The organism is Roseateles sp. So40a, assembly GCF_048081605.1.
Taxonomy (GTDB): domain Bacteria; phylum Pseudomonadota; class Gammaproteobacteria; order Burkholderiales; family Burkholderiaceae_C; genus Roseateles.
The window spans coordinates 2954323-2981248 of the sequence record NZ_CP182288.1; the positions used below are offsets into that span (position 1 = coordinate 2954323).

Below are 26926 nucleotides of genomic sequence, written 5' to 3' on the forward strand. Positions count from 1 at the left end.
GGTCTCATTGAAAGCAGCGCGGCCTGGGGGAATCCGAGGCCGCGGCGGGGTGGCGACTATCATACGGGCGCTGTGCCCCGCCCTCCCGGTCGGGGCTTCTCGCTTTTCTTCTCCCATGCACGACGACCACGACGACCCGCACGACCGCGACGACCTCGATGATTTCGAGGACGACCGCCCCAGCAAGAGCCAGCTCAAGCGCGACATGGACGCGCTGCAGCAGCTCGGCGAGGAGCTGCTGACGCTGCCCGAGAAGCGCGTCGCCGCGCTGGACCTGCCCGAGTCGCTGATGGACGCGATCAAGGAAGGCCGCCGCATCGTCGCCGGCACCGCGCGCAGCGGCAAGAAGCGCCACCTGCAGCTGATCGGCAAGCTGATGCGCCAGGTCGACCCCGCCCCGATCCGCGAGGCCGTGGCCGAGTTCAAGCTCGGCCGCGCGCAGGACTCGCTCGAGCTGCATCAGGCCGAGCGCTGGCGCCAGCGCCTCGTCGACGAGGACACCGCGCTGCAGGGGTTCATCGACAGCTTCGACGAGGTCGACGTCCAGCAGCTGCGCAGCCTGATCCGCGCCGCGCGCAAGGACCGCGCCCAGGCACCCGAGCAGCGCAACGGCCGCGCGTGGCGCGAGCTGTTCCAGTTCATCAAGGGCCATGTGCTCGCGGCCAAGGGCGCCTCGGCGGACGGCGACGACGCGCCTGAACAGGGTGAGGACGAGGACGACGATGCGTGAGATCAATGCCAGCGCGGCCAATGACGGCGCGGGCGCGCTGGCGCCGCCGGAGGCCGTGCGCATCGGCATCGTCTCGATCAGCGACCGCGCCTCCAGCGGCGTCTACGAGGACAAGGGCCTGCCCGCGCTGCAGGACTGGTTGCGCTCGGCGCTGATCAATCCGATCGAGTTCCAGCCCCGGCTGATCCCCGACGAGCGCGAGCGGATCGCCGACACGCTGCGCGCGCTGGTCGACGACGCTCGCTGTGACCTGGTGCTGACCACCGGAGGCACCGGCCCGGCGGTCCGCGACGTCACGCCCGAGGCGACGATGGACGTGGCCGACCGCGAGATGCCGGGCTTCGGCGAGCAGATGCGGCAGATCTCGCTTCACTTCGTGCCCACGGCCATCCTGTCGCGGCAGATCGCGGTGATCCGCGGCCAGGCGCTGATCATCAACCTGCCCGGTCAGCCCAAGGCGATCGCCGAGACGCTGGCCGGGCATGCCGGCGCGAGCGGCATCTTCGCCGCAGTGCCTTATTGCATCGACCTGATCGGCGGCCCCTACCTGGAAACGCGCGACGCCGTGTGCGCCGCGTTCCGCCCCAAGAATGCCCAGCGGCCCAAGCGGCCGGGCTGATCCCAGCACGGCGCCCACGCCCGTTTCAACGAACGACTCCACGAGAAGCAACACCCCATGAAGATCACCAAGGACACCATCGCCACCGTCGAACTGAAGGTCGCCAACAAGCTCGGCCAGGTCATCGAGAAGACCGATGAGCCGATGGCGCTGCTCATCGGCGGCTACGGCAACACGCTGCCGGCCATCGAGGCGGCGCTGGAAGGCCAGGAGAAGGGCTTCGCCACCACGATCGAGCTGACGCCCGAGACCGGTTTCGGCGAGCGCGACGAGAGCCTGCTGATCAGCATCCCCAAGAAGGACTTCCCGCCCGGCGTGAAGGTCGGCGGCCAGTTGCAGATCCGCCAGGCCAAGGACGGCGAGGACGAGGCCACGGCCGAGGACGGTTTCCACGTCTTCACCGTGGTGAAGATCAAGGGCGACAGCGTGCACCTGGACGGCAACCACCCGCTGGCCGGCCAGCACCTGAAGATCAGCGTCAAGGTCAAGGACGTGCGCGCCGCCACGCAGGAAGAGATCGACCACGGTCACGCCCACGGCGACCACGGTCACCATCACTGATCCGCTTCCCCTTCAGGCAGCCTCTGCCTGAGAAGCCCCTCTCCCGCGAAGCGGGAGAGGGGTGGGGGTGAGGGCTCGCGTGAGGGCTGGGTGCCCTTTGCAGAGCCCTCATCCTCCGCCCTCTCCCGCTTCGCGGGCGAGGGGACTTGAAGAGACTTGAAGAGCTACTTCACCAGCCGCGACAACTCGTCCGCGTCGAAGTGCTCGCCCTGCTGCGCGCCCTCGGGCACGCAATCGGTTCTCTCCGCCTCGGACAGCTTCGCGATCGCCTGCCAGAGCAGCGCGATCTGGTGCTCCTGGCCCGCGGCGTTGTCGATCAGACCCTTCATGGCCTGCGCCACCGGATCGTCGCCCTGCGTCACGCCGTAGGCCGAGAAGCCCATGCGGGCCGCCGCCTCCTCGCGCTGCGCGTCGCCCTTGGCCTCGATGATCCGCGCGGGGTTGCCCACGGCGGTCGCACCCGGCGGGACCGGCTTGGTCACCACCGCGCCCGAGCCCACGCGCGCGCCCTCGCCGACCGTGAAGCCGCCAAGGATGCAGGCGTTGGCGCCGACGATCACGCCGCGCGCCAGCGTCGGGTGTCTCTTGGCGCCCTTGACCAGCGAGGTGCCGCCCAGCGTCACACCCTGGTAGATCGTGACCTCGTCGCCGATCTCCGTCATCTCGCCGATGACGATGCCCATGCCGTGGTCGATGAACACGCGCCGGCCGATGGTCGCGCCGGGGTGGATCTCGATGCCGGTCAGGAACCGGCCGATGTGCGAGGTGAAACGCCCGAGCCAGCGGAATCCACGCCGCCAGAACCAGTGCGCGCAGCGATGCACCATCAGCGCGTGCAGACCCGGATAACAGGTCAGCACCTCCCAGGCCGAGCGGGCGGCGGGGTCGCGTTCGAGGATGCAGGCGATGTCTTCGCGAAGACGCTGGAACATGGTGGGGGAACCCGATGGAAGCCCGCTCGGGGCTCGTGATGGAGGGTCGGCCAGTTTAGCGGCGCCCCTCACCCTTGCCGGGTGGAGGTCTTCTGGAGCCGACGCGGGGCTTACTCGTCTCCCCCGAGTGCGGGGGGCGTGCCGGCGGCGGGCGCGGTCTTCTCGATCGCGCGGGCGATGCCGCGCAGGATATGCACCTCTTCCTGCGTCAGCGCCGCGCGATTGAACAACTGGTTCAGGCGCGGCATTAGCTTCTTGGGCGAGGCCGGATCCAGGTAACCCAGGTGCACGAGGCTGGACGCCAGGTGCGTCAGCAGCCCTTGCACCGCCTGCGCGTCGGCCAGCCGAGGATCGGCGGTGCGCGCCAGGACCTCGTAGCCGCCCAGTGCCTGGCGCCAGTCGTAGGCCAGCAGCTGCACCGCCTGCGCCAGGTTCAGCGAGCCGTAGTCGGGATGCGTCGGGATCGACAGCACGGCATGCGCGCGATAGACGTCCTCGTTGCTCATGCCGTAGCGCTCGGACCCGAACAGGAAGGCCACCTGATGCGCGGTGCCGCCGGTGTCCGCCTGGGCGACGAGCTCCGCGAAGAGCTCGCGCGGCCGGCGCGTGGGCGGGCCGAAGTCGCGCGGCGTCATCGCCGTCGCGCACACGAAGGTGCAGCCGTCCAGCGCGTCCTCGACTCGATCCACGATCCGCGCGCGGGCCAGGATGTCGGCCGCGCCGCTGGCCATCGCGACGGTCTCCTCCTGGCTGAGCACATCGGCGAAACGCGGTCGCACCAGCACCAGGTCCCGGAAGCCCATCACCTTCATCGCCCGCGCGGTCGAGCCGACGTTGCCGGGATGGCTGGTGTCGATCAGGACGAAACGGGTGCGATCGCGGGTCGGGCCGTCGCCCTCGTTGGAGGTGGATTCGCGTGACGGATCCGACGGCGCGGGGGTGGCGGTCAGGCCGGAGTCAGCCGAGGGCATAGGGGAAACCACGAGTCTGTGCCAAAATCGCGCATTATCCGCGCCGGACGTTGGTCGACATCGACGTCTGGCGCTTGCTCTTTCCTTTCGCCAGTCCACTTCTTCCACAGGAAAACGTCCCGCATGACGCAAGCCGCTCACCATCCCATGCTCAACGTCGCCATCAAGGCGGCGCGTACCGCCGGCGCGATCATCAACCGCGCGTCGCTGGACCTGGACATCCTGAAGATCAACACCAAGTCGCCCAATGACTTCGTGACCGAAGTGGACCAGGCCGCCGAGCAGGCGATCATCGAGACGCTGCTGCAGGCCTACCCCGACCACGGCATCCTGGCTGAGGAATCCGGCCGCGAATACGGCGCGAAGCATTCCGAGTTCCAGTGGATCATCGACCCGCTGGACGGCACGACGAACTTCATCCACGGCCTGCCCTTCTACTGCGTGTCGATCGCGCTGGCGCATCGCGGCGTGGTGCAGCAGGCGGTCGTGTACGACCCGACGCGCAATGACCTGTTCTACGCCACGCGCGGCCGCGGCGCCTTCCTGAACGACAAGCGCATCCGCGTGTCCAAGCGCACGCGGATGAGCGACGCGCTGATCGGCACGGGTTTCCCGTTCCGACGCGGCGACAACTTCAAGCGCTACCTGAAGATGTTCGAGGAAGTCTCGACGCAGGTCGCCGGCGTGCGCCGCCCCGGCGCCGCCGCGCTGGACCTGTGCTACGTGGCCGCGGGCCACTACGACGGCTTCTTCGAGACCGGTCTGAATCCGTGGGACGTGGCCGCGGGGTCACTGATCATCACCGAGGCCGGTGGCCTGGTGGGCAACTTCACCGGTGAGCCCGACTTCCTGCATCAACGCGAGATCGTCGCGGGCACGCCGCGCATCTACGGCCCGCTGGTGCAGATCCTGGCGCCCTACTCCCGCGTGATCTCGCAGGACGACCTGGACGCCGATGCCGCCGCGGGGGAGGAGTCCGCCGACAAGCCGACCCCCAAGAAGAAGGCCGCCGCCGTGGACGGCGCCGCCGAGGCCCCCAAGAAGCGGGGACCGGTTCGCATCAAGAAGACGGACGACGACGCGCAGGCCTGATTCTCTCGGCCGACAAGGTCTGACACGGCCGAGAAGGCCGATGCCATCGGACATTCGGGCGATCCCAACGCCCGCTGACAAAGCCCTCCCTTGGAGGGCTTTGTCGCTTTTGGCGCGAAGGGCTCGATCGGCGCGCCGCTGGCCCGACCTAGCATGGCCTCACGCATTTCGCACAACATGCCGTGAGGTGAAGTCCATGCCGTCCAGCGCCCAGAAGATCTCCGAGTACATCCTTGCCGCTTTCCAGGAGGTCGGCGATCCCATCACCACCGCCAAGTTGCACAAGCTGCTGTACTACGTGCAGGGCTGGCATCTCGCGCATTTCGAAGAGCCCGCATTCCCTGAGCGGATCGAGGCCTGGATGCATGGGCCGACAGTGCCTGCCGTCCATGACCTCTACAACGGCCATTGGGGGCGGCCGATCGTCGAGCCCATCGAAGCGCCTCAGGATCTCGACACGCGCTTGCGCGAGTTGATCGACGAGGTGATCGAGCTCTATGGCATCGATACCGGCTACTCATTGCACATCCGCACCCGCATGGAAGATCCGTGGCTGGAAGCTCGACACGGTCTGTCCAATCATCATGAAGGCTGCCGCGAGGAAGTCACGCAGGAATCAATGAAGCGCTTCTTCAAGTCTGAGGATGTACGCAAGGAGGCCGCATGAACAAGCGCCGGCCCCTGACTCCCAGGACTCGCGAGCACGTCACCCGAGGACTGCCGGATGACTTGCTGAAATTCTCGTTTCGCCTGCTGCAGACCACGATGAAGTTCGGGTTTGAACAAACCGACGACGCCAGGCGATATCTGCAGCAGTTGCTGGCTCGGCTGCAAGCGATCTCCTCGCTCCAAGTGGAAGAGTTTCGATGCAGCAAGGCCAAGGCGCTCCGCGCACATCGACACCACTGGCGAGGAACGACCGAGAAACAGGGGTTTCCGCGCCTGCCAGACGAATGGGAAGGCCACGAAGCCTGGCAGTTCCAGCTGAGCGCCAACAAGCATGGCCGCGTGCACGGGATCCTGGTCGACGAGGTGTTCTACGTCGTCTGGCTCGATCCCGAGCATCGTCTCTACCAATGACGCTCGATCACGCCCCCGTGATCGGCCATGCCCTACACTCCCCACCCAGCCACCCACCACAACGCCCTCCCACCGAGGGCGTTGTCCATTTCCCTCCTCCGATGAGCAGCGCCGCGACCGACGATTTCAGCCAGCACACGCCGATGATGCAGCAGTACTTCCGCATCAAGGCCGACTACCCCGACACGCTGGTCTTCTATCGCATGGGGGACTTCTACGAGGTGTTCTTCGACGACGCCCGCAAGTGCAACGCGCTGCTGGACGTCACGCTCACCACCCGCGGCCAGAGCGGCGGACAACCCGTCGTCATGGCCGGCGTCCCCGTGCATTCGCTCGAGTCCTACCTCGCCAAGCTGATCCGGCTCGGCGAATCCGTGGCCATCGCCGAGCAGGTCGGCGAGGTCGGCGCCACCAAGGGCCCGGTCGAGCGCAAGGTCGTGCGCGTCGTCACCCCCGGCACCATCACTGATTCGGAACTGCTCGCCGACAAGCAGGACGCGATCCTGTTGTCGATCTCCACGCAGGGCAAGACCATCGGCCTGGCCTGGCTGTCGATGACGCAGGGCGAGATCGGCCTGGCGCAATGCGGCGAACGCGAACTGGGCGCCTGGCTGGCGCGCCTGTCGCCGGCCGAGGTGCTGGTCGACCGCGAGAAGCATCCCGCCGCGGTGCTCGCCGCCCGGCTGCCCATCACCAACCGCCAGGCCTGGCACTTCGACGCCACGCTGGGCCTGCGCAAGCTCTGCCAGCAGCTGGGCGTGGCCAGCCTGCAGGGCTTGAACGCGCAGGACATGAGCGCGGCCCACGCGGCCTCGTCCTGCCTGCTGGCCTACGCCGAGAGCACCCAGGGCAGCCGCGCCCTCACCCACGTCAAGCGCCTGCAGGTGCTGCGCGCCACCGACCTGCTGGACTTGCCACCGGCCACGCAGCGCAACCTGGAACTGACCCAGACGCTGCGCGGCGAGACCTCCCCCACGCTGCTGTCGCTGCTGGACACCTGCCGCACCGGCATGGGCAGCCGCGCGCTGCGCCACTGGCTGCTGCATCCGCAGCGCGAGCGCGCCACCGCCCGCGAGCGCCAGGACGCGATCGCCGAACTGATGACCACCGGCTTCGAGCCGCTGCGCGAGGCGCTTCGTCAGGTCTCCGACGTCGAGCGCATCGCCGCCCGAATCGCGCTGCGCCAGGTGCGCCCGCGCGAGCTCGCCGGCCTGCGCGCCACGCTTCACATCCTGCCCGAGCTGGCGCAGACCGTGCCCGCCGGCGCGGCGCTGCTGGACCAGCTGTCCGAGGGCCTGCGCGCCTCGCCGCACATCGCCGAGCTGCTGAGCCGCGCCATCGCCGAGGAGCCCGCGGCGTTGCTGCGCGAAGGCGGCGTCATCGCCAAGGGCTTCGACGAGGAACTCGACGACCTGCGCGCGATCCAGACCAACTGCGACGATTTCCTGATCGCGCTGGAGGTCCGCGAGCGCGCCCGCACCGGCATCGCCAACCTGCGCGTCCAGTACAACAAGGTGCATGGCTTCTACATCGAGGTCACCACCAGCGGTCTGGACAAGGTCCCCGCCGACTACACGCGCCGTCAGACGCTGAAGAACGCCGAGCGTTTCATCACGCCCGAACTCAAGGCCTTCGAGGACAAGGCGCTGTCCGCGAGCGAACGCGCGCTGAGCCGCGAGAAGATGCTCTACGAACTGGTCGTGGACCAGTTGACCGAGGAGATGAGCGCGCTGGGCGGACTGGCCCGCTCGCTGGCGTCGCTGGACGTGCTCGCTGCGCTGGCCGAACGCGCCGCGACACTGAACTGGTGCCGTCCGGAGTTCGTCTCGCATCCGTGCATCGACATTCAGGGCGGCCGCCATCCGGTCGTCGAATCCCGCCTGCGCGAGACCGGCGCCGGCGAGTTCATGGCCAACGACTGCCGGCTCGACGCCCGCACCAAGCTGCTGGTCATCACCGGCCCGAACATGGGCGGCAAGAGCACCTTCATGCGCCAGGTGGCGCTGATCGCGCTGCTGGCGGCGATCGGCTCGTACACCCCGGCCGCGGCCTGCCGGCTCGGCCCGATCGATGCGATCCACACCCGCATCGGCGCGGCCGACGACCTCGCCAACGCGCAGTCCACCTTCATGCTGGAGATGACCGAGGCCGCCGCGATCCTGCACGCCGCGACCGAGCAGTCGCTGGTGCTGATGGACGAGATCGGCCGCGGCACCTCGACCTTCGACGGCCTGGCGCTGGCCGGCGCGATCGCCACGCACCTGCACGACAAGTGCCGCGCGTTCACGCTGTTCGCCACCCATTACTTCGAGCTGACCGAGTTCCCGACCAAGCACGGTCAGGCGGTCAACATGCATGTCTCGGCGATCGAGAGCGGCGAGGACATCGTCTTCATGCACGAGATCCAGCCCGGTCCGGCCAGCCGCAGCTACGGCGTGCAGGTCGCGCGTCTGGCGGGCATGCCCGCGCAGGTGGTGCGACAGGCCCGCGCGTCGCTGGAAGCGCTGGAAGCGCGCGCGACCGAGGGCGACACGCAGATCGACCTCTTCGCCCCGCCGCCTGAACCCGCCCCAGGCGAGCTCGCCATGGCCGCGCCGGACACCGCCGAGCTGCTGGACGCGCTGCGCGACCTGGACCCCGACGCGCTCAGCCCGCGCGAGGCCCATGCCGCGCTCTATCAGCTGAAGTCGCTGCTGGCCGCGCGCGCCTGACCCGACCGCTGCCCCCTGCACCGCGCCCGCACAGACCCGCTCCATGACATCGCCCAAGACCATCGTCTTCTCGCATGCCAACGGGTTTCCGTCGGGCTGCTATCGCGTGCTCTTCGACATCTGGCGCGACGCGGGCTGGACGGTGCACGCGCTGCCGCGCATCGGCCACGACCCGCGCTATCCGGTCACCAGCAACTGGCCGCACCTGCGCGACGAGTTGCTGGCCTTCATCCAGGACGAGGTGAAACCCGCCGGTCCGGTGATGCTGATCGGGCACTCGCTGGGTGGTCTGCTGTCGCTGCTGGCGGCCTGCCGCAAACCCGCGCTGGTCCAGGGCCTGGTGATGCTGGATTCCCCGGTCATCGACGGATGGCGCGCGCACAGCCTGCGCGTGGCCAAGTCCGCGGGTTTCATCAAGAAGGTCTCGCCGGGCAAGATCTCGCATCAGCGTCGCTACGAGTGGCCCAGCCGCGACGAGGTGCACACGCATTTCGCCGCCAAGGGCAAGTTCGCGCGCTGGGATCCGCGCGTGCTCCAGGACTACATCGCCAGCGGCTTCGACGAGCACGAGGACGGCCAGGTCCGGCTCGGTTTCACGCGCGAGATCGAGACCCGCATCTACAACACGCTGCCGCACAACCTGCCGCGCATCCTCAAGGGCCATGCGCCGAAGTGCCCGGTGGCCTTCATCGCGGGCACGCAGTCCGAGGAGCTGCGCCAGGCCACCGCCGCGGGCTCCAAGGCGCTGGCCAAGGACCTGTTCCGCTGGTTCGAGGGCACGCACCTCTACCCCTTCGAGAAACCCGACGAGACGGCGCACCTGGTCCTCGAGTTGATGGGCGAGATGAAGGGCAGGACGGCATCGCTATAATCGCGCTTTACCACCACGGCGTTTTCGGGTTCCGTTCGGAAGACCCAGGCGCTGCAAGACAATGACCAAGTACGTCTTCGTCACCGGCGGTGTCGTGTCCTCCCTCGGCAAGGGCATCGCATCGGCCTCTCTCGCGGCGCTTCTCGAGTCCCGCGGCCTCAAGGTCACCCTGATCAAGCTGGATCCCTACATCAACGTGGATCCGGGCACGATGTCGCCGTTCCAGCACGGTGAGGTCTTCGTCACGGACGACGGCGCGGAGACCGACCTGGACCTGGGCCACTACGAACGCTTCATCACCACGCGGATGAAGAAGAGCAACAACTTCACCACCGGACAGATCTACATGTCGGTGCTGGAGAAGGAGCGTCGCGGCGACTACCTCGGCAAGACCGTCCAGGTGATCCCGCACATCACCAACGAGATGCAGGACTTCATCCGTCGCGGCGCCGGTCACGGCACCGCCGACGCGGTGGACGTGGCGATCGTCGAGATCGGCGGCACGGTCGGCGACATCGAGTCGCTGCCCTTCCTCGAGGCCGCCCGTCAGATGTCGCTGAAGATGGGCCCGACGAACGTCGCGTTCGTGCACCTGACCTACGTGCCGTGGATCGCCGCGGCCGGCGAGCTCAAGACCAAGCCCACCCAGCACACCGTGCAGAAGCTGCGCGAGATCGGCATCCAGCCCGACGCGCTGCTGTGCCGCGCCGACCGCCGCGTGCCCGACGACGAGCGCGAGAAGATCTCGCTGTTCACGAACGTACCGGAGTACGGCGTGATCTCCATGTGGGACGTCAACACGATCTACAAGGTGCCGCGCGTGCTGCACGAGCAGGGTCTGGACCAGCTGATCTGCACCAAGCTGCAGCTCAACACCAAGTCCACCGACCTCAAGCGCTGGGACACGCTGGTCAACGAGGTCGAGAACCCCAAGACCGAAGTCACCATCGCCATGTGCGGCAAGTACACCGACCTGTCGGACAGCTACAAGTCGCTGAACGAGGCGCTGCGCCACGCCGGCATCCACAACCACGCCCGGGTCAACATCGAGTATGTCGACTCCGAGACGCTGGACCGCGAGCATGTGAAGCAGCTCGACAAGTACGACGCGATCCTGGTGCCCGGCGGCTTCGGCAAGCGCGGCGTCGAGGGCAAGATCCTCGCTGCCCAGTACGCCCGCGAGCACAAGACCCCCTACCTGGGCATCTGCCTGGGCATGCAGGTCGCCACCATCGAGTACGCGCGTCACAAGGCCCACCTGGACGGCGCCAACTCCACCGAGTTCGAACCCGATGCGCCGCACAAGGTCATCGCGCTGATCGACGAGTGGCAGGACGCGGACGGCTCGATCCAGAAGCGCGACGAGAAGTCGGACCTCGGCGGCACGATGCGCCTGGGCGCGCAGAGCTCGGATGTCAAGCCGGGCACGCTCGCCCACGAGATCTACGGCCCGGTCGTGACCGAGCGTCACCGCCATCGCTACGAGGCCAACGAGCAGTACCTGGACCAGCTGCAGGACGCCGGCCTGGTGATCTCGGCGATCACGCAGCGCGAGAAGCTGACCGAGATCGTCGAGCTGCCGCGCAACGTGCACCCCTGGTACATGGGCGTGCAGTTCCACCCGGAGTTCAAGTCGACGCCGTGGGACGGCCACCCGCTGTTCATCGCGTTCATCAAGGCCGCGCTGGACCACAAGGCCAAGGCCGGCCACGAGGTCAGCGCCCCCGCCGCCGCCTGAGACCCCCAGGGTCCGGGACTTCAGACATCACCGATCGAGACACCGCCCCATGCCCGCCTTCATCATTGCCGACGTGACCGTGACCGATGCTGACCAGATGGCCAAGTACCGCGAATGGAGCACGAAGGCGATGCAGGAGCATGGCGCGGAGGTCCTGGTGCGCGGCGGCGCGGTCGAGGTGCTGGAAGGCCCCTGGACGCCCTCGCGGCTGGTCGTGCTGAAGTTCGCCGACCGCGACGCGGCCAGGCGTTTCTACGACTCCGAGACCTATCAGCATGCCAAGTCGCTGCGCGAGCACGCCGGCGTCATGCGCATGATCGTCGTCGACGGGGTCTGAGCCCGCAGCTTGTTCAGCAGCGGTAACCCGTTGCTGGCACCATGCGCGCCGCACAAGCTTTTTCACTTCTGGAGACTGTTCCCATGAGCGCCATTGTTGACATCGTCGGCCGCGAGATCCTCGACAGCCGCGGCAACCCCACCGTGGAATGCGACGTGCTGCTGGAGTCCGGCGTGATGGGCCGAGCGGCCGTGCCGTCGGGTGCGTCCACCGGCTCGCGTGAAGCCATCGAACTGCGCGACGGCGACAAGTCGCGTTACCTGGGCAAGGGCGTGCTCAAGGCCGTCGAGCACATCAACACCGAGATCTCCGAGGCCGTGCTGGGTCTGGACGCTTCCGAGCAGGCCTTCCTGGACAAGACGCTGATCGACCTGGACGGCACCGAGAACAAGAGCCGCCTGGGCGCCAACGCGATGCTGGCCGTCTCGATGGCCGTGGCGCGCGCCGCCGCGGAAGAGTCGGGCCTGCCGCTGTACCGCTACTTCGGCGGCATGGGCGGCAACCAGCTGCCGGTGCCGATGATGAACGTCATCAACGGCGGCGCGCACGCCAACAACTCGATCGACCTGCAGGAACTGATGATCATCCCCGTGGGCGCGCCGTCGTTCCGCGAGGCGCTGCGCTGGGGCGCGGAAGTCTTCCACGCGCTCAAGAAGATCATCGACGCCAAGGGCATGTCCACGGCCGTCGGCGATGAGGGCGGTTTCGCCCCCAACGTCGAGAACCACGAAGCCGCGATCCAGATGATCCTCGAAGCGATCGACAAGGCCGGCTACACCGCCGGCGAGCAGATCGCGCTGGGTCTGGACTGCGCTGCCAGCGAGTTCTACAAGGACGGCCAGTACGTGCTGGAAGGCGAAGGCGGCATCAAGCTGAGCGCCGAGCAGTGGACCGACATGCTGGCCACCTGGGTCGACAAGTACCCGATCATCTCGATCGAGGACGGCATGGCCGAAGGCGACTGGGACGGCTGGAAGCACATCACCGAGAAGCTCGGCGACAAGGTGCAGCTGGTGGGCGATGACCTGTTCGTCACCAACACCAAGATCCTGAAGGAAGGCATCGACAAGGGCATCGCCAACTCGATCCTGATCAAGATCAACCAGATCGGCACGCTGACCGAGACCTTCGCCGCCATCGAGATGGCCAAGCGCGCCGGCTACACCGCCGTGATCTCGCACCGCTCGGGCGAGACCGAGGACTCGACGATCTCCGACATCGCCGTCGGCCTGAACGCCGGCCAGATCAAGACGGGTTCGCTGTCGCGCTCGGACCGCATGGCCAAGTACAACCAGCTGCTGCGCATCGAGGAAGACCTGGGCGACGTGGCCGTGTACCCGGGCCGCTCGGCCTTCTACAACCTGCGCTGAATCCCGCGGGTGTGACGATGGCGCGGGCGCTCCCCGCGTTCGAAGGGCAGGCCCGCGGGCCTGCCCTTTTTCGTTGCAGCTACACTCGCGGCCTGTGAAAGCCCTGGCCATCGTCCTCACCGCCTTCCTTGTCGCCATCCAGGCCCAGCTCTGGTTCGGCAAGGGAGGTCTGGCCCGTGGGGTCCAGTTGCGCGCCGAGTTGCGCGAGCAGGAAGACGCCAACGAGAAGGCCCGCGCGCGCAACACGCAGCTGCAGGCCGAGCTGCTCGACCTGCGCGAGGGCCTCGAGATGGTCGAGGAGAAGGCGCGCATCGAGCTGGGCATGGTCAAGCCGGACGAGGTCTTCATCCCGCTGCGTCGCTGAAGATCGCGTCTTCCCGTTCGCCTTCCCTTTCGCCTTTCACCTCCTCCCTTTCCGCCTTTCCCTTCCCCGCGCATGCTCCCGACGATGGATCTCCTGTCCGGGCCCGTGTCGGCCCTCCTCTCGCAGGCCCTCAGCCTGGCGCTCTCGCCGGCGTTCACCGCGCTGGGCAGCCCCATCAGCTGGCTGGAGCTGGTCGCTTTCGTGCTGGCGATCTGGATGGTGGTGTGCAACATGCGCGTGCAGGTGCTGGCCTGGCCGCTGGCGCTGAGCAGCTCGCTGCTGTACTTCGTGCTGTTCTGGAGCGGCAAGCTGTACGGCGAGGCCTCGCTGCAGTTGCTCTTCGCCGGATTGGCGCTGTGGGGCTGGTGGCAATGGCGGCGCGGGCGCACCGCCGAGGGCGACGCGCTGCATGTGCGCACGCTCGACGCGAAGGGCCGCGTCACGGCGCTACTGGTGACGCTGGCGGCGTGGCCGCTGCTGGGCCTGTTCCTGCAGCACCGCACTGATTCCCCCCTCCCCTATTGGGATGCCCTCCCCACGGTGGCCAGCATCACCGGCCAGTGGCTGCTGGGCCGCAAGTACCAGGAGAACTGGCCCGTCTGGGTGATGGTCAACCTGGTGAGCATCGGACTGTTCGCGCTGAAGGGCTACTGGCTCACGGTCGTGCTGTATGCGGTCTTCGTGCCGATGTCCGTGGCCGGCTGGCGCGCCTGGCAGCGTCAGCTGCGCCCGGCGGCGGCCGCGGCCTGAGGACCTTCCCGTGGCTCTGCACATCGCCCTGGTCGGCGCCGAGAGCACCGGCAAGAGCCAGCTCGGCGTGGCGCTGCTGGATCACCTGCGATCGCAGACCCGGCTGCGCTGCGCGCTGGTGGGCGAATACCTGCGCGAGTGGTGCGACCGCGAAGGCCGCACGCCGCGCCCTGATGAGCAGGACGCCATCGCCCGCGAGCAGTGGCGCCGCGCCGAGGCCGCCGCGGCGGACCACGACCTGGTCCTGAGCGACACGACGCCGCTGATGACCGCGGTCTACAGCGAGCAGCTCTTCGACGACCGCTCGCTCTACCCCTTCGCGTTGCAGGTCCAGGCCCGCATGGACGCGACGCTGTTGATGGCGCTGGACCTGCCCTGGGTCGCCGACGGCATGCGCGATGGCCCTCACGCGCAGCAGCCCACGGACCGGCTGGTGCGGCGCGCGCTGCGCGACGCCGGGCTGGGTTACAGCCTGGTCACCGGCGCCGGGCCGGAGCGGCTGCAGCAGGCGCTGAACGCGCTCGGACCGCTGCTGCGCCCTCATCTCGGGCGCACGGACGGCCTCTTCGGCCGGCTGCTGCAGCGCGGGGAGAACCTGGGCGGCGACTGGTCCTGTGAGCTCTGCGATGACCCGGCGTGCGAGCACGCCAGCCGCACCGCCGCGCGCCAGGCGTGCGATCCCACCTCCGACTGAACGCGCCGCTCACGGCATCGCCACACGGTCGAGGCACAATCCGCGGCTTCGCTGCCCGCAAACATTTGCGAGCGCGCCATTCCACGGTAATCCGGCGTCCCAGGAGCCTGCCCCGATGAATCGTCCTTCCGTGCGCCGCCCGCTGGGCGCGCTGTCGCTGCTGCTGAGCGCGGCCCTGCTCGCGGCTTGCGGCTCGCTGAGCTCCTCGAACCCGGGCGCGTCGTCGCGGCCCTCCGCCTCCGCCCCGCTGCCGCCCGCGCTGAATGCGCCCGCGGCGCCGGCCAAGGCCGCCACGGGCTCGGTCGCGGTCAAGGTGCTGGCGATCAACGACTTCCACGGCAACCTGCTGCCCCCGGCCGGTGGCATCAAGCTGCCCGATCCGCAGAACCCCGACAAGACCGTCACGCTGGAAGCCGGCGGCGCCGAGCGCATGGCCACCGTGGTCGCGCAGATCAAGGCGAAGAATCCGAATCACGTCTTCGTCGCCGCGGGTGATCTGGTGGGCGCGAGCCCGCTGCTGTCAGCGCTCTTCCATGACGAGTCGACGATCGAGTCGCTCGGGCTGATGGGGCTGGACATCTCCTCGGTGGGCAACCACGAGTTCGACCAGGGCATCGCCGAGCTGCTTCGCAAGCAGCGCGGCGGCTGCCACCCCAAGGACGGCTGCAAGGGCCCGACCGAGTTCAAGGGCGCGAGGTACCAGTACCTGGCCGCCAGCACCATCGACGAGAAGACCGGTCAGTCCGTGCTGCCCGCCTACGCGATCAAGCGCTTTGACGGCGTGCCGGTGGGCTTCATCGGGCTGTCGCTCAAGGGCACGCCGGAGCTCGTCAGCCCGACCGGCATCCGCGGCCTGCGCTTCGATGACGAGGCCGACACCATCAACCGCATCGTGCCCGAGCTCGAACGCCAGGGCGTGCACGCCTTCGTCGTGCTGATCCACGAGGGAGGCTATCCGAGCGGCGGCATCAACGACTGCCCGGAGATCTCCGGCCCCATCGTGGACATCGTCAAGAAGCTGGACAAGCGCGTCGGGCTGATCGTCTCTGGCCACACGCACCGCGCGTACAACTGCCGCGTCGATGGCCGCCTGGTCACCAGCGGCGACAAGTACGGCACGCTGGTCACCGAGATCGACCTGACGCTGGACCGCGCCACCGGCACGATGACCGAGGCGCGCGCCAATAACGTGGTGGTCCGCCCCGAGACCGCCAAGGATCCGCGCCAGACGCTGCTGATCAACAGCTATCAGCAGGTCGCGCAGCCGCTGATCGAGCGTCCGGTCGGCTTCCTCGCGCAGGCGCTGAGCAAGGACGGCGAGGACCGCAGCGACGGCGGCGGCACGACGATGGGCCAGCTCGTCGCGGATGCGATGCTCGCGGCCACGCGCGCGCCGGAGAACGGCGGCGCGCAGATCGCCTTCCAGAACATCGGCGGCGTGCGCACCGGGCTGATCCACCGCGATGGCGACACGGTCACCTTCGGCGATCTGTTCGCGGCCCTGCCCTTCTCCAACGCGCTCGTCGTCGTGGAGATGAGCGGCGCGCAATTGCAGCAGGTGCTCGAGGAGCAATGGTGGGCGAATGACGCGAAGTACCTGCCGCTGCAGACCTCGCAGGGCTTCAGCTACCGCTGGGACAAGCGCCGGCCGGTGGGCTCGCGGCTGGTGCCGGGCAGCCTGATGCTCAACGGTCAGCCGATCGCGCCGGGCCAGAAGGTGCGCGTGGTCATCAACAACTTCCTGCAGGTCGGCGGCGACAGCTTCAAGACCTTCGCCGAAGCGCGCTTCGTGCAGACGGGCCCGATGGACGTGGACGCGCTGGAGGCCTACTTCAAGGCGCACGGCACGCAGCGCGTGAAGCCGACGACGCTGGATCGCACGGTGCGCGTGGATCGCTGAAGGAAACCCTGGGAGTTCCCCTCGCCCGCGGAGCGGGAGAGGGGTTGGGGTGAGGGCTCGGGGAGGCGCTCGGTGCCCTTCGAAGAGCCCTCACCCCCCGCCCTCTCCCGCTTCGCGGGCGAGGGGGCCTTCCGGGCCTTCAGGGCCATTGGGGCCCGGAGGGCTTATTGCACCTGCCGGGAGCCCGGCGCCTGGTTCTGCGGGTCGGTGAAGAGCTCGCCGACGTCCACCGGGTCGTAGACGTAGTGGTTGCCGCAGAACTCGCAGCCGATCTCCACGCCGCCGAGTTCCGCCAGGATCTCGTCGACCTCCTGCCGGCCCAGCCCCAGCAGCATGCGCCCCACCCGCTCGCGCGAGCAGGTGCAGGCGAAACGCGGCGTCTGCGGATCGAAGCGCCGCACGGTCTCTTCCCAGAACAGGCGGCGCAGGATGGTGTCGCTGTCCAGCGTGAGCAGTTCCTCGGCGGTCAAGGTCGAGGCGAGCATGCTGATGCGGTTGTAGGCCTCTTCCATTTCCTCGCGCACCACGCCCGAGCTGGCATCGGCCTCGAGGTTGCCCTCGCCCTCGATGGGCAGACGCTGGATCAGCAGGCCCGCGGCGATGTCGTCATTGGCCGCGAGCACCAGCGTGGTCTCGAGCTGCTCGGACTGGCGCATGTAGTGCTGCAGCACGTCGCTGAGCTTTTCCAGCGGCTGACCGGTGGGGCCGCTCAGCGGCACCACGCCCTGATAGGGCTGCTGCCCCGGCAGGCGGTCCTTGGGATCGAGCGTGATCGCGCAACGGCCCTGACCGTGCACGTTGAGCATCTGCTGCAGCGTGGCGCCGTCGGGCACGTCCTCGCGGGTCTTGGCCGTGGAGCGGAAGCTCATGTCGGGCTGGACTTCCACCACCGCGAGCTTCAGCGGGCCATCGCCCATCACCTGGAACACGAGCGCGCCGTTGAACTTGATGTTGGCTTGCATCAGCACCCCGGCGGCCGTCATCTGGCCGAGCAGCCCGCGCACCGGCGCGGCCAGCGGCTCCCTGCGGCGGCCCAGCAGCTCCTTCCAGCTCTCGTCCAGGCGCACGAGCATGCCGCGCACGGGCAAGCCCTCGAAGATGAACTTGTGGAGCTCGCTCGGGGCGGGTCTGGACGACGGGGTCGAGGGCGTGGGGGCGCTCGGCGGGGTCGGCGGTGTAGGGGACGACATGGCGGGTTCCTTTTGAATTCGAGTTATCTGGGGACGAATGGCGATAATTCTACGAATGGAACTTCGAACCCGCGCGCTGCAGGTCCTTCTGATCCCGGACCCGCACGAGAAGGCGCAGGCGGCCCGGGCGCTCCTGGCCGCGGTCTCGGACCCTGATCCGCGCACCGGCCTGGCCCCCGCGCTGGACACCGCGCTGGACACCGCCGCCGTCCTCACCCCCGACACCGAGCCGCCCGGCCGCCCCGAGCGGCCGCGGCTCGTGGCCGCGCTGCAGGTGGCCTCGCGCTCGCCGTTCACGCCCGAGGGCCGCGCGGCGCTGCTGCACGCGATCGCGCACATCGAGTTCAACGCGATCAACCTGGCGCTGGACGCCGTCTGGCGTTTCCCCGGCATGCCGCCGGCGTATTACCGGGACTGGATCCAGGTCGCCGGCGAGGAAGCGCTGCATTTCACGCTGCTGGACGAGCACCTGCGCTCGCTCGGCCGCGGCTACGGCGATTTCGACGCCCACGACGGGCTGTGGACGATGGCGATGCGCACGGCGGGCGACGTGCTCGCGCGCATGGCGCTGGTGCCGCGCACGCTGGAGGCGCGCGGGCTGGACGCCACGCCGCCGCTGCAGGCCAAGTTCGCCAAGGCCGGCGACACGCGCGCCGTGGAGATCCTCGCCGTCATCCTGCGTGACGAGGTCGGCCACGTGCGCATCGGCAACCACTGGTACCGGCACCTGTGCCGCGAGCGCGGACTCGATCCGGTCGCGCTCTACCCCGAACTGGTCGAGCGCTTCGAGGCGCCGCGCCTGCGCCCGCCCTTCAACGTCCAGGCCCGCAGCGACGCGGGCTTCAGCGACGAGGAAATCGCCTACCTCTCCTCCTGACATGACCCGTATCCAAGCCAACCTGCTGCTCACCCTCATCGCGATGATCTGGGGCTCGGCCTTCGTCGCCCAGGCCCATGGGATGGAGAGCATCGGACCGATGATGTTCACCGGCATCCGTTTCCTGATCGGGGCGCTCGTCGTGCTGCCGCTGATCGTGCGGGAACGCCGCGCGCCGGGCGCGACCGTGCTGCGCGGCAGCGACGCGCTCAAGATCATGGGCCTGGGCGCGCTGCTCACCACCGGCGCGGCGCTGCAGCAGATCGGCATCCAGTACACGACCGTCACCAACGCCGGCTTCCTCACCGCGCTGTACGTGCCGCTGGTGCCGCTGCTGGGCTGGCTGGTGCTCAAGCACCTGCCGCACTGGTCGGTGTGGCCGGGCGCGCTGGCCTGCCTGGTGGGCGCCTTCCTGCTGTCGGGCGCGCATGAGCTCAACATCGGCCCCGGTGACGCCTGGGTGATCGCCTCCTCGCTGCCCTGGGCCGTGCATGTGCTGCTGGTGGGCCTGGTGGCCGACCGGATGAATTCCCCGTTCACCGTGGCGGGCGGGCAGTTCCTGTTCTGCGGCGTGGTGGCGCTCGTCTGGGCGTTGTGCTTCGAGCCCTGGAGCTGGGCCGGCATCGAGGCCGCCGCCGGTCCCATCCTCTACACCGGCGTGCTGTCGGTGGGCGTGGCCTTCACCGGCCAGGTGGTCGCGCAGCGCTACGCCCATGCGGCGGACGCGGCGATCATCCTGTCCTCGGAGACGCTGTTCGCCGCCATCTTCGGCTACCTGATGATGGGCGACCGCCTGAACGCCGCGGGCCTCGCGGGTTGCGGGCTCATCCTCGGCGCGATGCTGCTGATCCAGTTGCTGCCGATGCTGCGCGTGCTGCGGCCGCGCGCGGCCTGACCGCTTACTCCAACGGGAACGCGCTCGTCTTCTTGACGGTGCGCAGCACCAGCATCGAGTTGGCCCGGGCCACGCCGGGCAGCTGCATCAGCACCTGCGTGTGCAGCCGCTCCAGGTCCTCGGCGTCCTTGTAGGCGAAGCGCAGCAGGTAGTCGTTGGTGCCGGCGACGTAGAAGCAGTCCAGCAGCTCGGGCGCGTCCTTGACCGCCTGCTCGAAGGCCGCGAGCGACGCCGGCGTCATCCGTTCCAGGTTGACGATCGTCCAGCTGGTGCCGGGCTTGCCGATCGCCTTGGGATCGAGCAGCGCCACCACGCGGTCGATCACGCCGGTGTCCTCCAGCCGCTTCACCCGGCGCAGGCAGGCCGACGCCGACAGATGGACCCGCTGGGCGAGATCCTGGTTGGAGATCCGCGCGTCGCGCTGCAAGACCGCGAGGATCGCGCGGTCGATCGCATCCAATTGCACTTCCTTGACCATGGGCGGCATTCTGTTCGAAGAACCGGCCACGTTGTCGCATCTGATTGCGTGAACGCGGGTTTTCCCGCCTCCGGAACGCTCACCGATTGCGCGGGCCCTTCCCTAGACTGACCGGCATTGAACCGGGAGCCCCCATGACCACGCCCAACCCCGAAGCCCACGGCGACCTTGACGCCTACTGGATGCCGTTCACCGCGAACCGGCAGTTCAAGCAGGCGCCGCGCCTGCTCACACGCGCCGACGGCATGTTCTTCACCGACGACCAGGGCCGCCAGATCCTGGACGGCGTGGCCGGCCTGTGGTGCGTGAACGCCGGCCACAACCGACCGCGGATCGTGCGCGCGATCCAGGAGCAGGCCGCGGAACTCGACTTCGCCCCGCCCTTCCAGATGGGCCATCCCAAGGCCTTCGAGCTCGCGACGCGGCTGGCGGCGCTCGCGCCCGAGGGCATGGACAGGGTGTTCTTCACCAACTCCGGATCGGAGTCGGTGGAGACGGCGCTGAAGATCGCGCTGGCCTACCACCGCGTGCGCGGCGAGGGCCAACGCACCCGGTTGATCGGCCGCGAGCGCGGCTATCACGGCGTGAACTTCGGCGGGATGTCGGTGGGCGGCATGGTCGCCAACCGCAAGATGTTCGGCTCGCTGCTGGCCGGCGTGGACCACCTGCGCCACACGCATGACCTCGCCCGCAACGCCTTCAGCGTCGGCCAGCCGGCGCACGGCGCGGACCTCGCGGAGGACCTCGAGCGCATGGTCGCGCTGCACGACGCGTCGACGATCGCCGCGGTGATCGTGGAACCGGTCGCCGGCTCGGCCGGCGTGCTGATCCCGCCCCAGGGCTACCTGCAGCGGCTGCGCGAGATCTGCGACAAGCACGGCATCCTGCTGATCTTCGACGAGGTCATCACCGGCTTCGGCCGCACCGGCAAGGCCTTCGCCGCGCAGACCTTCGGCGTGACGCCCGACCTCATGACCGTGGCCAAGGGCCTGACCAACGGCTGCGTCCCCATGGGCGCGGTGCTCGCACAGCGGCGCATCCACGACACCTTCATGACCGGGCCCGAGCACGCGATCGAGTTCTTCCACGGCTACACCTACTCGGCGCATCCGCTGGCCTGCGCGGCCGGGATCGCGACGCTGGACACCTATGCCGAGGACGGCCTGCTCACGCGGGCCGCCGAGCTGCAGGGCTACTTCGCGGAGCAGCTGCACGCGCTGCGGGGTGAGCCGCATGTGATCGACGTGCGCAACCTCGGACTGGTCGGCGGGGTGGAACTCTCGCCGCGTGCCGGCGAGCCCACCAAGCGCGCCTTCGAGACCTTCCTCGATTGCTGGCAGCAAGGCGTGCTGATCCGCACAACGGGCGACATCCTCGCGCTGTCGCCGCCGCTGATCGCCGAGCGCGAACACCTCGACCGGATGATCGATGCGATCCGGGTGGCGTTGCGGCGGTTGAAGTGATCGACTGCGACGTGGGCGCGCTTGGGCGCTCTCCCGACTCCTGACCCCGTCGCCCTGCCTGACCCTTCCTCCGGTCGGGCATCATCCCTCCATGTCCAGCGCCACCACCGAACCGAAATCCAAAGCCTCGGCCGAGGCTCTCAGCGCGCCTGCCGCGCACGGCCACCACGTCCCCTGGCTCTCCTACCTGAGCCTGGCCGCGAGCACCAGCGTGATCGGCAGCTACGTCGGCCTGTCCAAGCTGCTGGTGGTGGTGTTCCCCGTCTTCCTGCTCGCCTGGCTGCGCTTCGGCATGGCCGCCGTGTTCATGCTGCCCTGGCTGAAACGCGGCCCCACCGAGGCACCGCTCAGCGGACGCACCCGTTTCCTGCTCTTCCTCGAATCGTTCTTCGGGAACTTCCTGTTCTCGCTGTGCCTGCTGTTCGGCATGAAACACAGCTCGGCGGTCGTCGCGGGCGTGATCATGGCCGGCATCCCGGCGACGGTCGCGCTGATGAGCTGGCTGTTCCTGCGCGAGCGCATCGCCCCGCGCACGCTGGCCGGCATCGCGATGGCGGTGGGCGGAATCGCGCTCGTGGCGCTGAACAAGCACGGCGACAGCGCCGGCGCGGCCACCTCCGGCTGGGGCGCGCTGCTGCTGGTCGGCGCCGTGATCTGCGAGGCGAGCTACGTCGTCATCGGCAAGCAGCTGACCACCGCCCTGCCCCCGCGGCGCATCAGCGCGCTGATCAACCTCTGGGGCCTGGTGCTGGTCACGCCGCTGGGCCTGTGGCAGGCGCTGGACTTCGACTTCAGCACCGTGGCGATCAAGGACTGGGGGCTGCTGCTCTTCTACGCGATCGCCGCGAGCACCGTCACGGTCTGGCTCTGGATGAAGGGGCTCCAGCACGTCAGCGCGGCCAAGGCCGGCGTGTTCATGGTGTTCCTGCCGGTGTCCACGGCCGTGGTCGGCCTGGTGTTCCTCGGCGAACGCATGAGCTCGCTGCAGCTCGCCGCCTACGCGCTGGCGCTGGGCGGCGTGGTCCTGGCGACCTGGCCGGGGCGATCCGCGATCCGCCCCGCGCAGGCACCGGTCGCCTGAGACCACTTCATGTCCGGGATTACACCGGTCTGCGTCTAGTTTTACTACCAATGTAATACCATTTGGGGATTCGCCCGCTAAGATGGGCCGATCGAACCCGCCCGTGCGCTCGGCGCCCGGGCCGCCACATCCCCGCCGATGAACGCGAATTCCCCTGCCCCGGCTCCCACGCCCGCTTTCTCCCCCGTCGCCGCCGACGCCAACCGCCAGGCGGACTGGGAGGCCTGGATCGCCAGCTGGTATGCCGTGCTGAGGCAGCCGGTGCGTACCGGTGTCAGTCCTTTGACCGCGCCCTCGGGCCGCCCCACCGCCGGCCATGGTGCCGGTACCAGCGAGGCACCGACGCCCCACGTGCTCGTCTTCGCGCCGCATCCGGACGATGAATGCATCGTCGGCGCGCTGCCGCTGCGGCTGCGTCAGGAAGCCGGCTGGCGCGTGACCAACATCGCCGTGACACTGGGGAGCAAGCAGGAGCGGCGCGGCGAGCGCTGGACCGAGCTCGGCGCCGCCTGCGACGTGCTGGACTTCGACCTCCGGCTGCTGGCCGCGGACGGCTTCGAGCAGGTCAAGCCCGAGGCCGACGACGCGCGCACGCCGCTCTGGCAGCAGCAGGTGCGCCTCGTGGCGGAACTGCTCGCGGCGGAGAAGCCGGCGCTGATCCTGATCCCGCATGCGGGCGACGGCATCCCGACGCACATCGGCGTGCACCGGCTGGTCACCGAGGCGCTGGCGCAGGCGCGCATCGACACGGTGGTCGCGCAGACCGAGTTCTGGGCGACGCAGCCCGGCCCGACCACGCTGATCGAGACGGGTCAGCGCGACACCGCGCGTCTGGTGCGGGCACTGGCCTGCCACCACGGCGAGATCGCGCGCAATCCGTATCACCTGCGCCTGCCGGCCTGGATGGCGGACAACGTGCGCCGCGGCGGCGAGCTGCTGGCCGGCCCCGGCGAGGCGCCGCCGGACTTCGCCTTCGGCACGCTGTACCGGCTGACGCGCTGGACCGCCGGCGTTCCCGCAGGCGATCTGCCGAACACGCATTGGACCTGCGAGCAACCCATCGATCCGCGCCAGCTGCTGGGCACGCCCTGAGCGACCTGAGCGCCACCTGAGCCCAACCTGGGCTCATTGCTTCCAGCGATTTCGGCATACGCGCCGCGCACGCGCGCGGCTCGGTGCGCGCCGCGCGGGCCTATGCTTCGCGTTTCCTCCTCGAGACCTCCCGCCCCGCCATGAGCGACGCCCGCACCGATCACCCGACCCACCTCCGTGTCCACCAGTTCGCCGGCCTGCGGCCCGGCCCCCGGCTGCTGGTGAGCGCGGCCGTGCACGGCAACGAGGTGGCCGGTGTCGGCGCGATCCAGCGCGTGATGGCGATGCTGGACGACGGCTCGCTGACGCTGGTGAAGGGCACGCTGACGATGATCCCCATCGTCAACCCGCTGGCCCACCGCCTGCAGCGCCGCGAGGGCGAGCGCAACCTGAACCGCAACCTGCGCGTCAATCCGATCCCGCAGGACTTCGAGGACCGCATCGCCAACCGGCTCTGCCCGTGGATCGCCGCCAGCGACGTGATGCTGGACCTGCACAGCTTCAACAACCCCGGACCGGCCTTCGCGATGCTCGGTCCGCGCGACAACGATGGCGACCTGGAGCCCTTCCGCCATCAGGCCGCCGAGAGCGCGCTGGCGCTGGCCGTGGGCACGCAGCGCATCGTCGAGGGCTGGTTGTCGACCTACGCGCTGGGCCTGAAGCGCCGCGCCGAGAAGGCCGCGGACGGCTCGCGCCGCATGGCGCTGCAGCAGGACCCGCATTACGGCGTCGGCACCACCGAGTACATGCGCAGCACGGGCGGCTACTGCATCACGCTGGAATGCGGCCAGCACGCCGATCCGCAGGGACCGGAGGTCGCGTTCAAGGCCATCCTGCGCACGCTGGTGCTGCTGGGCATGGTCGCGCCGGGCTGCGTCGAGGCGGCCGATCCGAAGCGGCCGGTCGAGCTGCTGCAGCTCTACGAGGTCATCGACCGCGAGAGCGTCGACGACCGCTTCGAGCGCCACTGGGCGAGCTTCGACGCCATCGCGCAGGCCGAGCGCATCGGCACGCGCGCCGACGGCACGCCGGTGCTCGCGCCCTTCGGCGGCCGCATCGTCTTCCCCAACAACAACGCCGAGCCCGGCCACGAGTGGTTCTACCTGGCAAAACCCAGCGACCGCGTGTTGACTTGAACTTCTGGCTAGAGTGGGCGGCATGACTGACACCACCGCTTCGACGCCCCCCACCGCCCTGCAACCACTGCGCATCGACTTCGTCTCCGACGTGGCCTGCCCCTGGTGCGCCGTCGGGCTGAAGTCGCTGGAGACCGCCCTGACCCGGCTGCCCGAGGTCGCGGTCGACCTGCACTTCCAGCCCTTCGAGCTCAACCCGCAGATGGTCCCCGAGGGCGAGGACATCGAGGAACACCTGACGCGCAAGTACGGCTCCACCACCGAGCAGCGCCAGCAGATCCGCGGCCATCTGCGCCAACGCGGCGCGGAGGTCGGCTTCACCTTCACCGAGGGCGCCCGCAGCCGGATCTGGAACACCTTCGACGCCCACCGGCTGCTGCACTGGGCGGGTCTGCAATCGGCGCAGGCGCAGCGCGACCTCAAGCTGGCGCTGCTGACCGCGTATCACACGAACGGCAAGAACCCGGGCGAGCGCGAGACGCTGCTGGCCGCGGTGCGCGAGATCGGCCTGGATGCGGCCGAGGCGGCGCGGGTCTTCGACAGCGGCGAGTTCAGCGACGACGTCCGCGAGACCGAATCGCTGTGGCTGGGCCGGGGCATCAGCTCGGTGCCGGCGGTCGTGATCAACGAGAAGTACCTGATCCAGGGCGGCCAGCCGCCCGAGGCCTTCGAGCAGGCGCTGCGCCAGATCGCGGCGGAGCAGCAGGCGGCCCAGGCGTAAAAGATTGAAAGCAGGAATCCCGGCAGGAATGCCAGTGAAGGGCGAAACGGCTTGGCAAGCGGGTTGATCCGCGTCCGGAGCGTCCGCCGGATTTGAGACAATCCGCCCATCGTTTGAACGGGGCCACGCGTCGTCCGCTTGGCCCCGTTGTCATTCCTGGCGCGCTCGCGCGCCGCCATGGCTCATCGCCTCTACGCAGTCCCCGAGATGTTCAAGAACCTGATCGTTTATCGCCTGTCCAACGACTGGCAAGCCAATGTCGAGAAGCTCGAGGATGCCCTCGAGAACGAGCGTTTCACTCCCTGCGGCGCCACCGAGGCGCTGTCCGCCGGCTGGGTGCCGCCGCGCGGCGAGCCCGGCGCCCGGCTGCTCGAGGAGATCGACGGCCACTGGCTGCTGAGCCTGCGCATGGAAAAGCGCGTGCTGCCCGGCTCGGTGGTGCGCGAGAAGGTCGACGAGATGGTCGAGCGCGTGGAGCTCGAGACCGGCCGCCGCCCGGGCAAGAAGCAGCAGCGCGACATGAAGGAGCAGGCCACGCTGGAACTGCTGCCGCGCGCGTTCACGCTGCAGTCCCACCTGCGGGTGTGGATCTCCCCCAAGCAGGGGCTGCTGATGGTGGATGCGGGCTCGATCGGCAAGGCCGATGAGCTGATCACGCTGCTGGTGAAGGCGGACTCGTCGATCAACCTGCATCTGCTGCAGAGCGCCGAATCGCCGGCCGCCTGCATGGCCGCGTGGCTGATGGACGGCGTGCCGCCGGCCGAGTTCGTGATCGACCGCGACTGCGAGCTGAAGGCGGCGGACGAGCTGAAGGCGGCGGTGCGTTACGCCCGCCACAACCTGGACACGGACGAGGTCAAGGCCCACCTGACCGGCGGCAAGATGCCGACGCGCCTGGCGATGACGTGGAAGGAACGGGTGTCGTTCACGCTGACGGACACGATGCAGATCAAGGGCATCAAGTTCCTGGACGTGGTGTTCGATGGCCGCGACAAGCCGGCCAAGGATGAGGCCTTCGACGTCGACGCGGCGCTGGCCACGGGCGAGCTGGCGCGTCTGATCCCCGATCTGATCGAGGGTCTGGGCGGCGAGCTGGACTTCATCGGCCAGTCGGCCAAGATCGCCGCGGAGCATGCGCCGGGCAAGACGGCAGAACCTGCCGTGGACACCTCGGCCGAGACGGCAACGGCTACCGAGGCAGCCCCCTGGGAGTGATCCTGCGGCGGCCACTGGCCCTCACCCCTGCCCTCTCCCGCAAGCGGGAGAGGGAGTC

At 68.8% G+C, this 26926-nt stretch carries 27 protein-coding genes; 23 read left to right on the forward strand and 4 right to left on the reverse strand.

Features of this window, described 5'->3' with window-relative positions:
• Nucleotides 1-115: 115 nt before the first annotated feature.
• Genes yjgA through ACNI65_RS13395 form a run of 3 tightly spaced genes read left to right on the forward strand, consistent with a single transcriptional unit; the run spans nt 116 to nt 1910 of the window.
• Nucleotides 116-730 (forward strand): ribosome biogenesis factor YjgA, encoded by a 615-nt coding sequence (yjgA, locus tag ACNI65_RS13385; RefSeq protein WP_416757180.1) that lies wholly within the window; start codon nt 116-118, stop codon nt 728-730.
• Nucleotides 723-1349 (forward strand): molybdopterin adenylyltransferase, encoded by a 627-nt coding sequence (gene mog / locus ACNI65_RS13390; protein ID WP_416757182.1) that lies wholly within the window; start codon nt 723-725, stop codon nt 1347-1349. Before yjgA ends, mog begins: the two co-directional genes overlap by 8 nt.
• A 57-nt stretch (nt 1350-1406) precedes the next feature.
• The gene (locus tag ACNI65_RS13395; RefSeq protein WP_416757184.1) at nt 1407-1910 is read left to right on the forward strand and encodes an FKBP-type peptidyl-prolyl cis-trans isomerase; all 504 of its coding nucleotides are present in this window, start codon (nt 1407-1409) and stop codon (nt 1908-1910) included.
• Between the two features lie 164 nt (nt 1911-2074).
• On the opposite strand, the gene cysE is transcribed toward ACNI65_RS13395, so the two are convergent.
• Both cysE and ACNI65_RS13405 read right to left on the reverse strand, forming a co-directional pair.
• Complete coding sequence (cysE, locus tag ACNI65_RS13400) at nt 2075-2842, reverse strand: serine O-acetyltransferase (RefSeq protein WP_416757186.1); 768 nt, start codon at nt 2840-2842, stop codon at nt 2075-2077.
• A gap of 110 nt (nt 2843-2952) precedes the next feature.
• On the reverse strand, nt 2953-3813 hold the full coding sequence (locus tag ACNI65_RS13405; RefSeq protein WP_416757188.1) for an RNA methyltransferase: 861 nt from the start codon (nt 3811-3813) through the stop codon (nt 2953-2955).
• A 123-nt stretch (nt 3814-3936) separates the two neighbouring features.
• Between ACNI65_RS13405 and ACNI65_RS13410 the strand changes: the two genes are divergently transcribed.
• From ACNI65_RS13410 to ACNI65_RS13465, 12 genes are all read left to right on the forward strand, one after another.
• On the forward strand, nt 3937-4905 hold the full coding sequence (locus ACNI65_RS13410; RefSeq protein WP_416757190.1) for an inositol monophosphatase family protein: 969 nt from the start codon (nt 3937-3939) through the stop codon (nt 4903-4905).
• A gap of 196 nt (nt 4906-5101) precedes the next feature.
• The gene (locus ACNI65_RS13415; RefSeq protein WP_416757192.1) at nt 5102-5572 is read left to right on the forward strand and encodes a Panacea domain-containing protein; all 471 of its coding nucleotides are present in this window, start codon (nt 5102-5104) and stop codon (nt 5570-5572) included.
• Nucleotides 5569-5985, forward strand: coding sequence for a hypothetical protein (locus ACNI65_RS13420; RefSeq protein WP_416757194.1), 417 nt, complete (start codon nt 5569-5571; stop codon nt 5983-5985). The genes ACNI65_RS13415 and ACNI65_RS13420 overlap by 4 nt, the downstream gene beginning before the upstream one ends.
• A 101-nt stretch (nt 5986-6086) precedes the next feature.
• The gene (gene mutS / locus ACNI65_RS13425; RefSeq protein WP_416757196.1) at nt 6087-8696 is read left to right on the forward strand and encodes a DNA mismatch repair protein MutS; all 2610 of its coding nucleotides are present in this window, start codon (nt 6087-6089) and stop codon (nt 8694-8696) included.
• Between the two features lie 43 nt (nt 8697-8739).
• Nucleotides 8740-9567: an alpha/beta fold hydrolase gene (locus ACNI65_RS13430; protein WP_416757198.1), complete on the forward strand. Its 828-nt coding sequence runs from the start codon at nt 8740-8742 to the stop codon at nt 9565-9567.
• 61 nt (nt 9568-9628) lie between these two features.
• A complete protein-coding gene (locus ACNI65_RS13435; protein ID WP_416757200.1) occupies nt 9629-11305 on the forward strand; it encodes a CTP synthase in 1677 nt (558 codons plus the stop codon).
• Between the two features lie 49 nt (nt 11306-11354).
• On the forward strand, nt 11355-11642 hold the full coding sequence (locus ACNI65_RS13440) for a DUF1330 domain-containing protein (protein WP_416757201.1): 288 nt from the start codon (nt 11355-11357) through the stop codon (nt 11640-11642).
• An 83-nt stretch (nt 11643-11725) separates the two neighbouring features.
• Nucleotides 11726-13012, forward strand: a complete 1287-nt coding sequence (eno, locus tag ACNI65_RS13445; protein WP_067063345.1) for a phosphopyruvate hydratase — start codon at nt 11726-11728, stop codon at nt 13010-13012.
• Between the two features lie 94 nt (nt 13013-13106).
• On the forward strand, nt 13107-13376 hold the full coding sequence (gene ftsB, locus ACNI65_RS13450; protein ID WP_416757204.1) for a cell division protein FtsB: 270 nt from the start codon (nt 13107-13109) through the stop codon (nt 13374-13376).
• 84 nt (nt 13377-13460) lie between these two features.
• Nucleotides 13461-14126 (forward strand): nicotinamide riboside transporter PnuC, encoded by a 666-nt coding sequence (pnuC, locus tag ACNI65_RS13455; protein ID WP_416757206.1) that lies wholly within the window; start codon nt 13461-13463, stop codon nt 14124-14126.
• Between the two features lie 10 nt (nt 14127-14136).
• Complete coding sequence (locus ACNI65_RS13460) at nt 14137-14820, forward strand: AAA family ATPase (RefSeq protein ID WP_416757207.1); 684 nt, start codon at nt 14137-14139, stop codon at nt 14818-14820.
• 115 nt (nt 14821-14935) lie between these two features.
• Nucleotides 14936-16720, forward strand: coding sequence for a bifunctional metallophosphatase/5'-nucleotidase (locus tag ACNI65_RS13465; protein ID WP_416757209.1), 1785 nt, complete (start codon nt 14936-14938; stop codon nt 16718-16720).
• 164 nt (nt 16721-16884) lie between these two features.
• Here ACNI65_RS13465 and ACNI65_RS13470 read toward each other — a convergent pair whose 3' ends face one another.
• Nucleotides 16885-17910 carry an Hsp33 family molecular chaperone HslO gene (locus ACNI65_RS13470; protein WP_416757211.1) on the reverse strand — a complete coding sequence of 342 codons (1026 nt, stop codon included), beginning with the start codon at nt 17908-17910 and terminating at the stop codon, nt 16885-16887.
• 55 nt (nt 17911-17965) lie between these two features.
• Here ACNI65_RS13470 and ACNI65_RS13475 point away from each other — a divergent pair, with 55 nt between their 5' ends.
• On the forward strand, nt 17966-18787 hold the full coding sequence (locus tag ACNI65_RS13475; protein WP_416757213.1) for a ferritin-like domain-containing protein: 822 nt from the start codon (nt 17966-17968) through the stop codon (nt 18785-18787).
• 1 nt (nt 18788) lies between these two features.
• Nucleotides 18789-19682, forward strand: coding sequence for a DMT family transporter (locus ACNI65_RS13480; protein ID WP_416757215.1), 894 nt, complete (start codon nt 18789-18791; stop codon nt 19680-19682).
• Between the two features lie 4 nt (nt 19683-19686).
• Here the strand turns inward: ACNI65_RS13480 and ACNI65_RS13485 are convergent, their stop codons facing one another.
• Complete coding sequence (locus ACNI65_RS13485) at nt 19687-20169, reverse strand: Lrp/AsnC family transcriptional regulator (protein WP_416757216.1); 483 nt, start codon at nt 20167-20169, stop codon at nt 19687-19689.
• 125 nt (nt 20170-20294) lie between these two features.
• Between ACNI65_RS13485 and ACNI65_RS13490 the strand changes: the two genes are divergently transcribed.
• The 6 genes from ACNI65_RS13490 (at nt 20295) to ACNI65_RS13515 (ending at nt 26868) form a co-directional block, all read left to right on the forward strand.
• The gene (locus ACNI65_RS13490; protein ID WP_416757218.1) at nt 20295-21623 is read left to right on the forward strand and encodes an aspartate aminotransferase family protein; all 1329 of its coding nucleotides are present in this window, start codon (nt 20295-20297) and stop codon (nt 21621-21623) included.
• A gap of 91 nt (nt 21624-21714) precedes the next feature.
• On the forward strand, nt 21715-22704 hold the full coding sequence (locus ACNI65_RS13495) for a DMT family transporter (protein WP_416757219.1): 990 nt from the start codon (nt 21715-21717) through the stop codon (nt 22702-22704).
• 138 nt (nt 22705-22842) lie between these two features.
• Nucleotides 22843-23796 carry a PIG-L deacetylase family protein gene (locus ACNI65_RS13500; RefSeq protein ID WP_416757220.1) on the forward strand — a complete coding sequence of 318 codons (954 nt, stop codon included), beginning with the start codon at nt 22843-22845 and terminating at the stop codon, nt 23794-23796.
• A 140-nt stretch (nt 23797-23936) separates the two neighbouring features.
• On the forward strand, nt 23937-24932 hold the full coding sequence (locus ACNI65_RS13505) for a succinylglutamate desuccinylase/aspartoacylase family protein (protein WP_416757222.1): 996 nt from the start codon (nt 23937-23939) through the stop codon (nt 24930-24932).
• A 22-nt stretch (nt 24933-24954) separates the two neighbouring features.
• Nucleotides 24955-25653 carry a DsbA family oxidoreductase gene (locus ACNI65_RS13510; protein WP_416757223.1) on the forward strand — a complete coding sequence of 233 codons (699 nt, stop codon included), beginning with the start codon at nt 24955-24957 and terminating at the stop codon, nt 25651-25653.
• A 207-nt stretch (nt 25654-25860) separates the two neighbouring features.
• Nucleotides 25861-26868: a recombination-associated protein RdgC gene (locus ACNI65_RS13515; RefSeq protein ID WP_416757225.1), complete on the forward strand. Its 1008-nt coding sequence runs from the start codon at nt 25861-25863 to the stop codon at nt 26866-26868.
• Nucleotides 26869-26926: the final 58 nt, after the last annotated feature.

Bases quoted from the DNA above. Each gene is read 5' to 3' on its own strand.
- ACNI65_RS13500 (WP_416757220.1), top strand. From the start codon at position 22,843: ATGAACGCGAATTCCCCTGCCCCGGCTCCCACGCCCGCTTTCTCCCCC.
- ACNI65_RS13410 (WP_416757190.1), top strand. From the start codon at position 3,937: ATGACGCAAGCCGCTCACCATCCCATGCTCAACGTCGCCATCAAGGCG.
- ACNI65_RS13505 (WP_416757222.1), top strand. From the start codon at position 23,937: ATGAGCGACGCCCGCACCGATCACCCGACCCACCTCCGTGTCCACCAG.
- ACNI65_RS13475 (WP_416757213.1), top strand. From the start codon at position 17,966: ATGGAACTTCGAACCCGCGCGCTGCAGGTCCTTCTGATCCCGGACCCG.
- cysE (WP_416757186.1), bottom strand. From the start codon at position 2,842: ATGTTCCAGCGTCTTCGCGAAGACATCGCCTGCATCCTCGAACGCGAC.
- ACNI65_RS13430 (WP_416757198.1), top strand. From the start codon at position 8,740: ATGACATCGCCCAAGACCATCGTCTTCTCGCATGCCAACGGGTTTCCG.
- ACNI65_RS13435 (WP_416757200.1), top strand. From the start codon at position 9,629: ATGACCAAGTACGTCTTCGTCACCGGCGGTGTCGTGTCCTCCCTCGGC.
- ACNI65_RS13420 (WP_416757194.1), top strand. From the start codon at position 5,569: ATGAACAAGCGCCGGCCCCTGACTCCCAGGACTCGCGAGCACGTCACC.
- ACNI65_RS13485 (WP_416757216.1), bottom strand. From the start codon at position 20,169: ATGCCGCCCATGGTCAAGGAAGTGCAATTGGATGCGATCGACCGCGCG.
- mog (WP_416757182.1), top strand. From the start codon at position 723: ATGCGTGAGATCAATGCCAGCGCGGCCAATGACGGCGCGGGCGCGCTG.
- ACNI65_RS13495 (WP_416757219.1), top strand. From the start codon at position 21,715: ATGTCCAGCGCCACCACCGAACCGAAATCCAAAGCCTCGGCCGAGGCT.
- ACNI65_RS13470 (WP_416757211.1), bottom strand. From the start codon at position 17,910: ATGTCGTCCCCTACACCGCCGACCCCGCCGAGCGCCCCCACGCCCTCG.
- mutS (WP_416757196.1), top strand. From the start codon at position 6,087: ATGAGCAGCGCCGCGACCGACGATTTCAGCCAGCACACGCCGATGATG.
- ACNI65_RS13465 (WP_416757209.1), top strand. From the start codon at position 14,936: ATGAATCGTCCTTCCGTGCGCCGCCCGCTGGGCGCGCTGTCGCTGCTG.
- ACNI65_RS13440 (WP_416757201.1), top strand. From the start codon at position 11,355: ATGCCCGCCTTCATCATTGCCGACGTGACCGTGACCGATGCTGACCAG.
- eno (WP_067063345.1), top strand. From the start codon at position 11,726: ATGAGCGCCATTGTTGACATCGTCGGCCGCGAGATCCTCGACAGCCGC.
- ACNI65_RS13510 (WP_416757223.1), top strand. From the start codon at position 24,955: ATGACTGACACCACCGCTTCGACGCCCCCCACCGCCCTGCAACCACTG.
- ACNI65_RS13395 (WP_416757184.1), top strand. From the start codon at position 1,407: ATGAAGATCACCAAGGACACCATCGCCACCGTCGAACTGAAGGTCGCC.
- ACNI65_RS13415 (WP_416757192.1), top strand. From the start codon at position 5,102: ATGCCGTCCAGCGCCCAGAAGATCTCCGAGTACATCCTTGCCGCTTTC.
- ACNI65_RS13515 (WP_416757225.1), top strand. From the start codon at position 25,861: ATGTTCAAGAACCTGATCGTTTATCGCCTGTCCAACGACTGGCAAGCC.
- yjgA (WP_416757180.1), top strand. From the start codon at position 116: ATGCACGACGACCACGACGACCCGCACGACCGCGACGACCTCGATGAT.
- pnuC (WP_416757206.1), top strand. From the start codon at position 13,461: ATGGATCTCCTGTCCGGGCCCGTGTCGGCCCTCCTCTCGCAGGCCCTC.
- ACNI65_RS13405 (WP_416757188.1), bottom strand. From the start codon at position 3,813: ATGCCCTCGGCTGACTCCGGCCTGACCGCCACCCCCGCGCCGTCGGAT.
- ACNI65_RS13490 (WP_416757218.1), top strand. From the start codon at position 20,295: ATGACCACGCCCAACCCCGAAGCCCACGGCGACCTTGACGCCTACTGG.
- ACNI65_RS13480 (WP_416757215.1), top strand. From the start codon at position 18,789: ATGACCCGTATCCAAGCCAACCTGCTGCTCACCCTCATCGCGATGATC.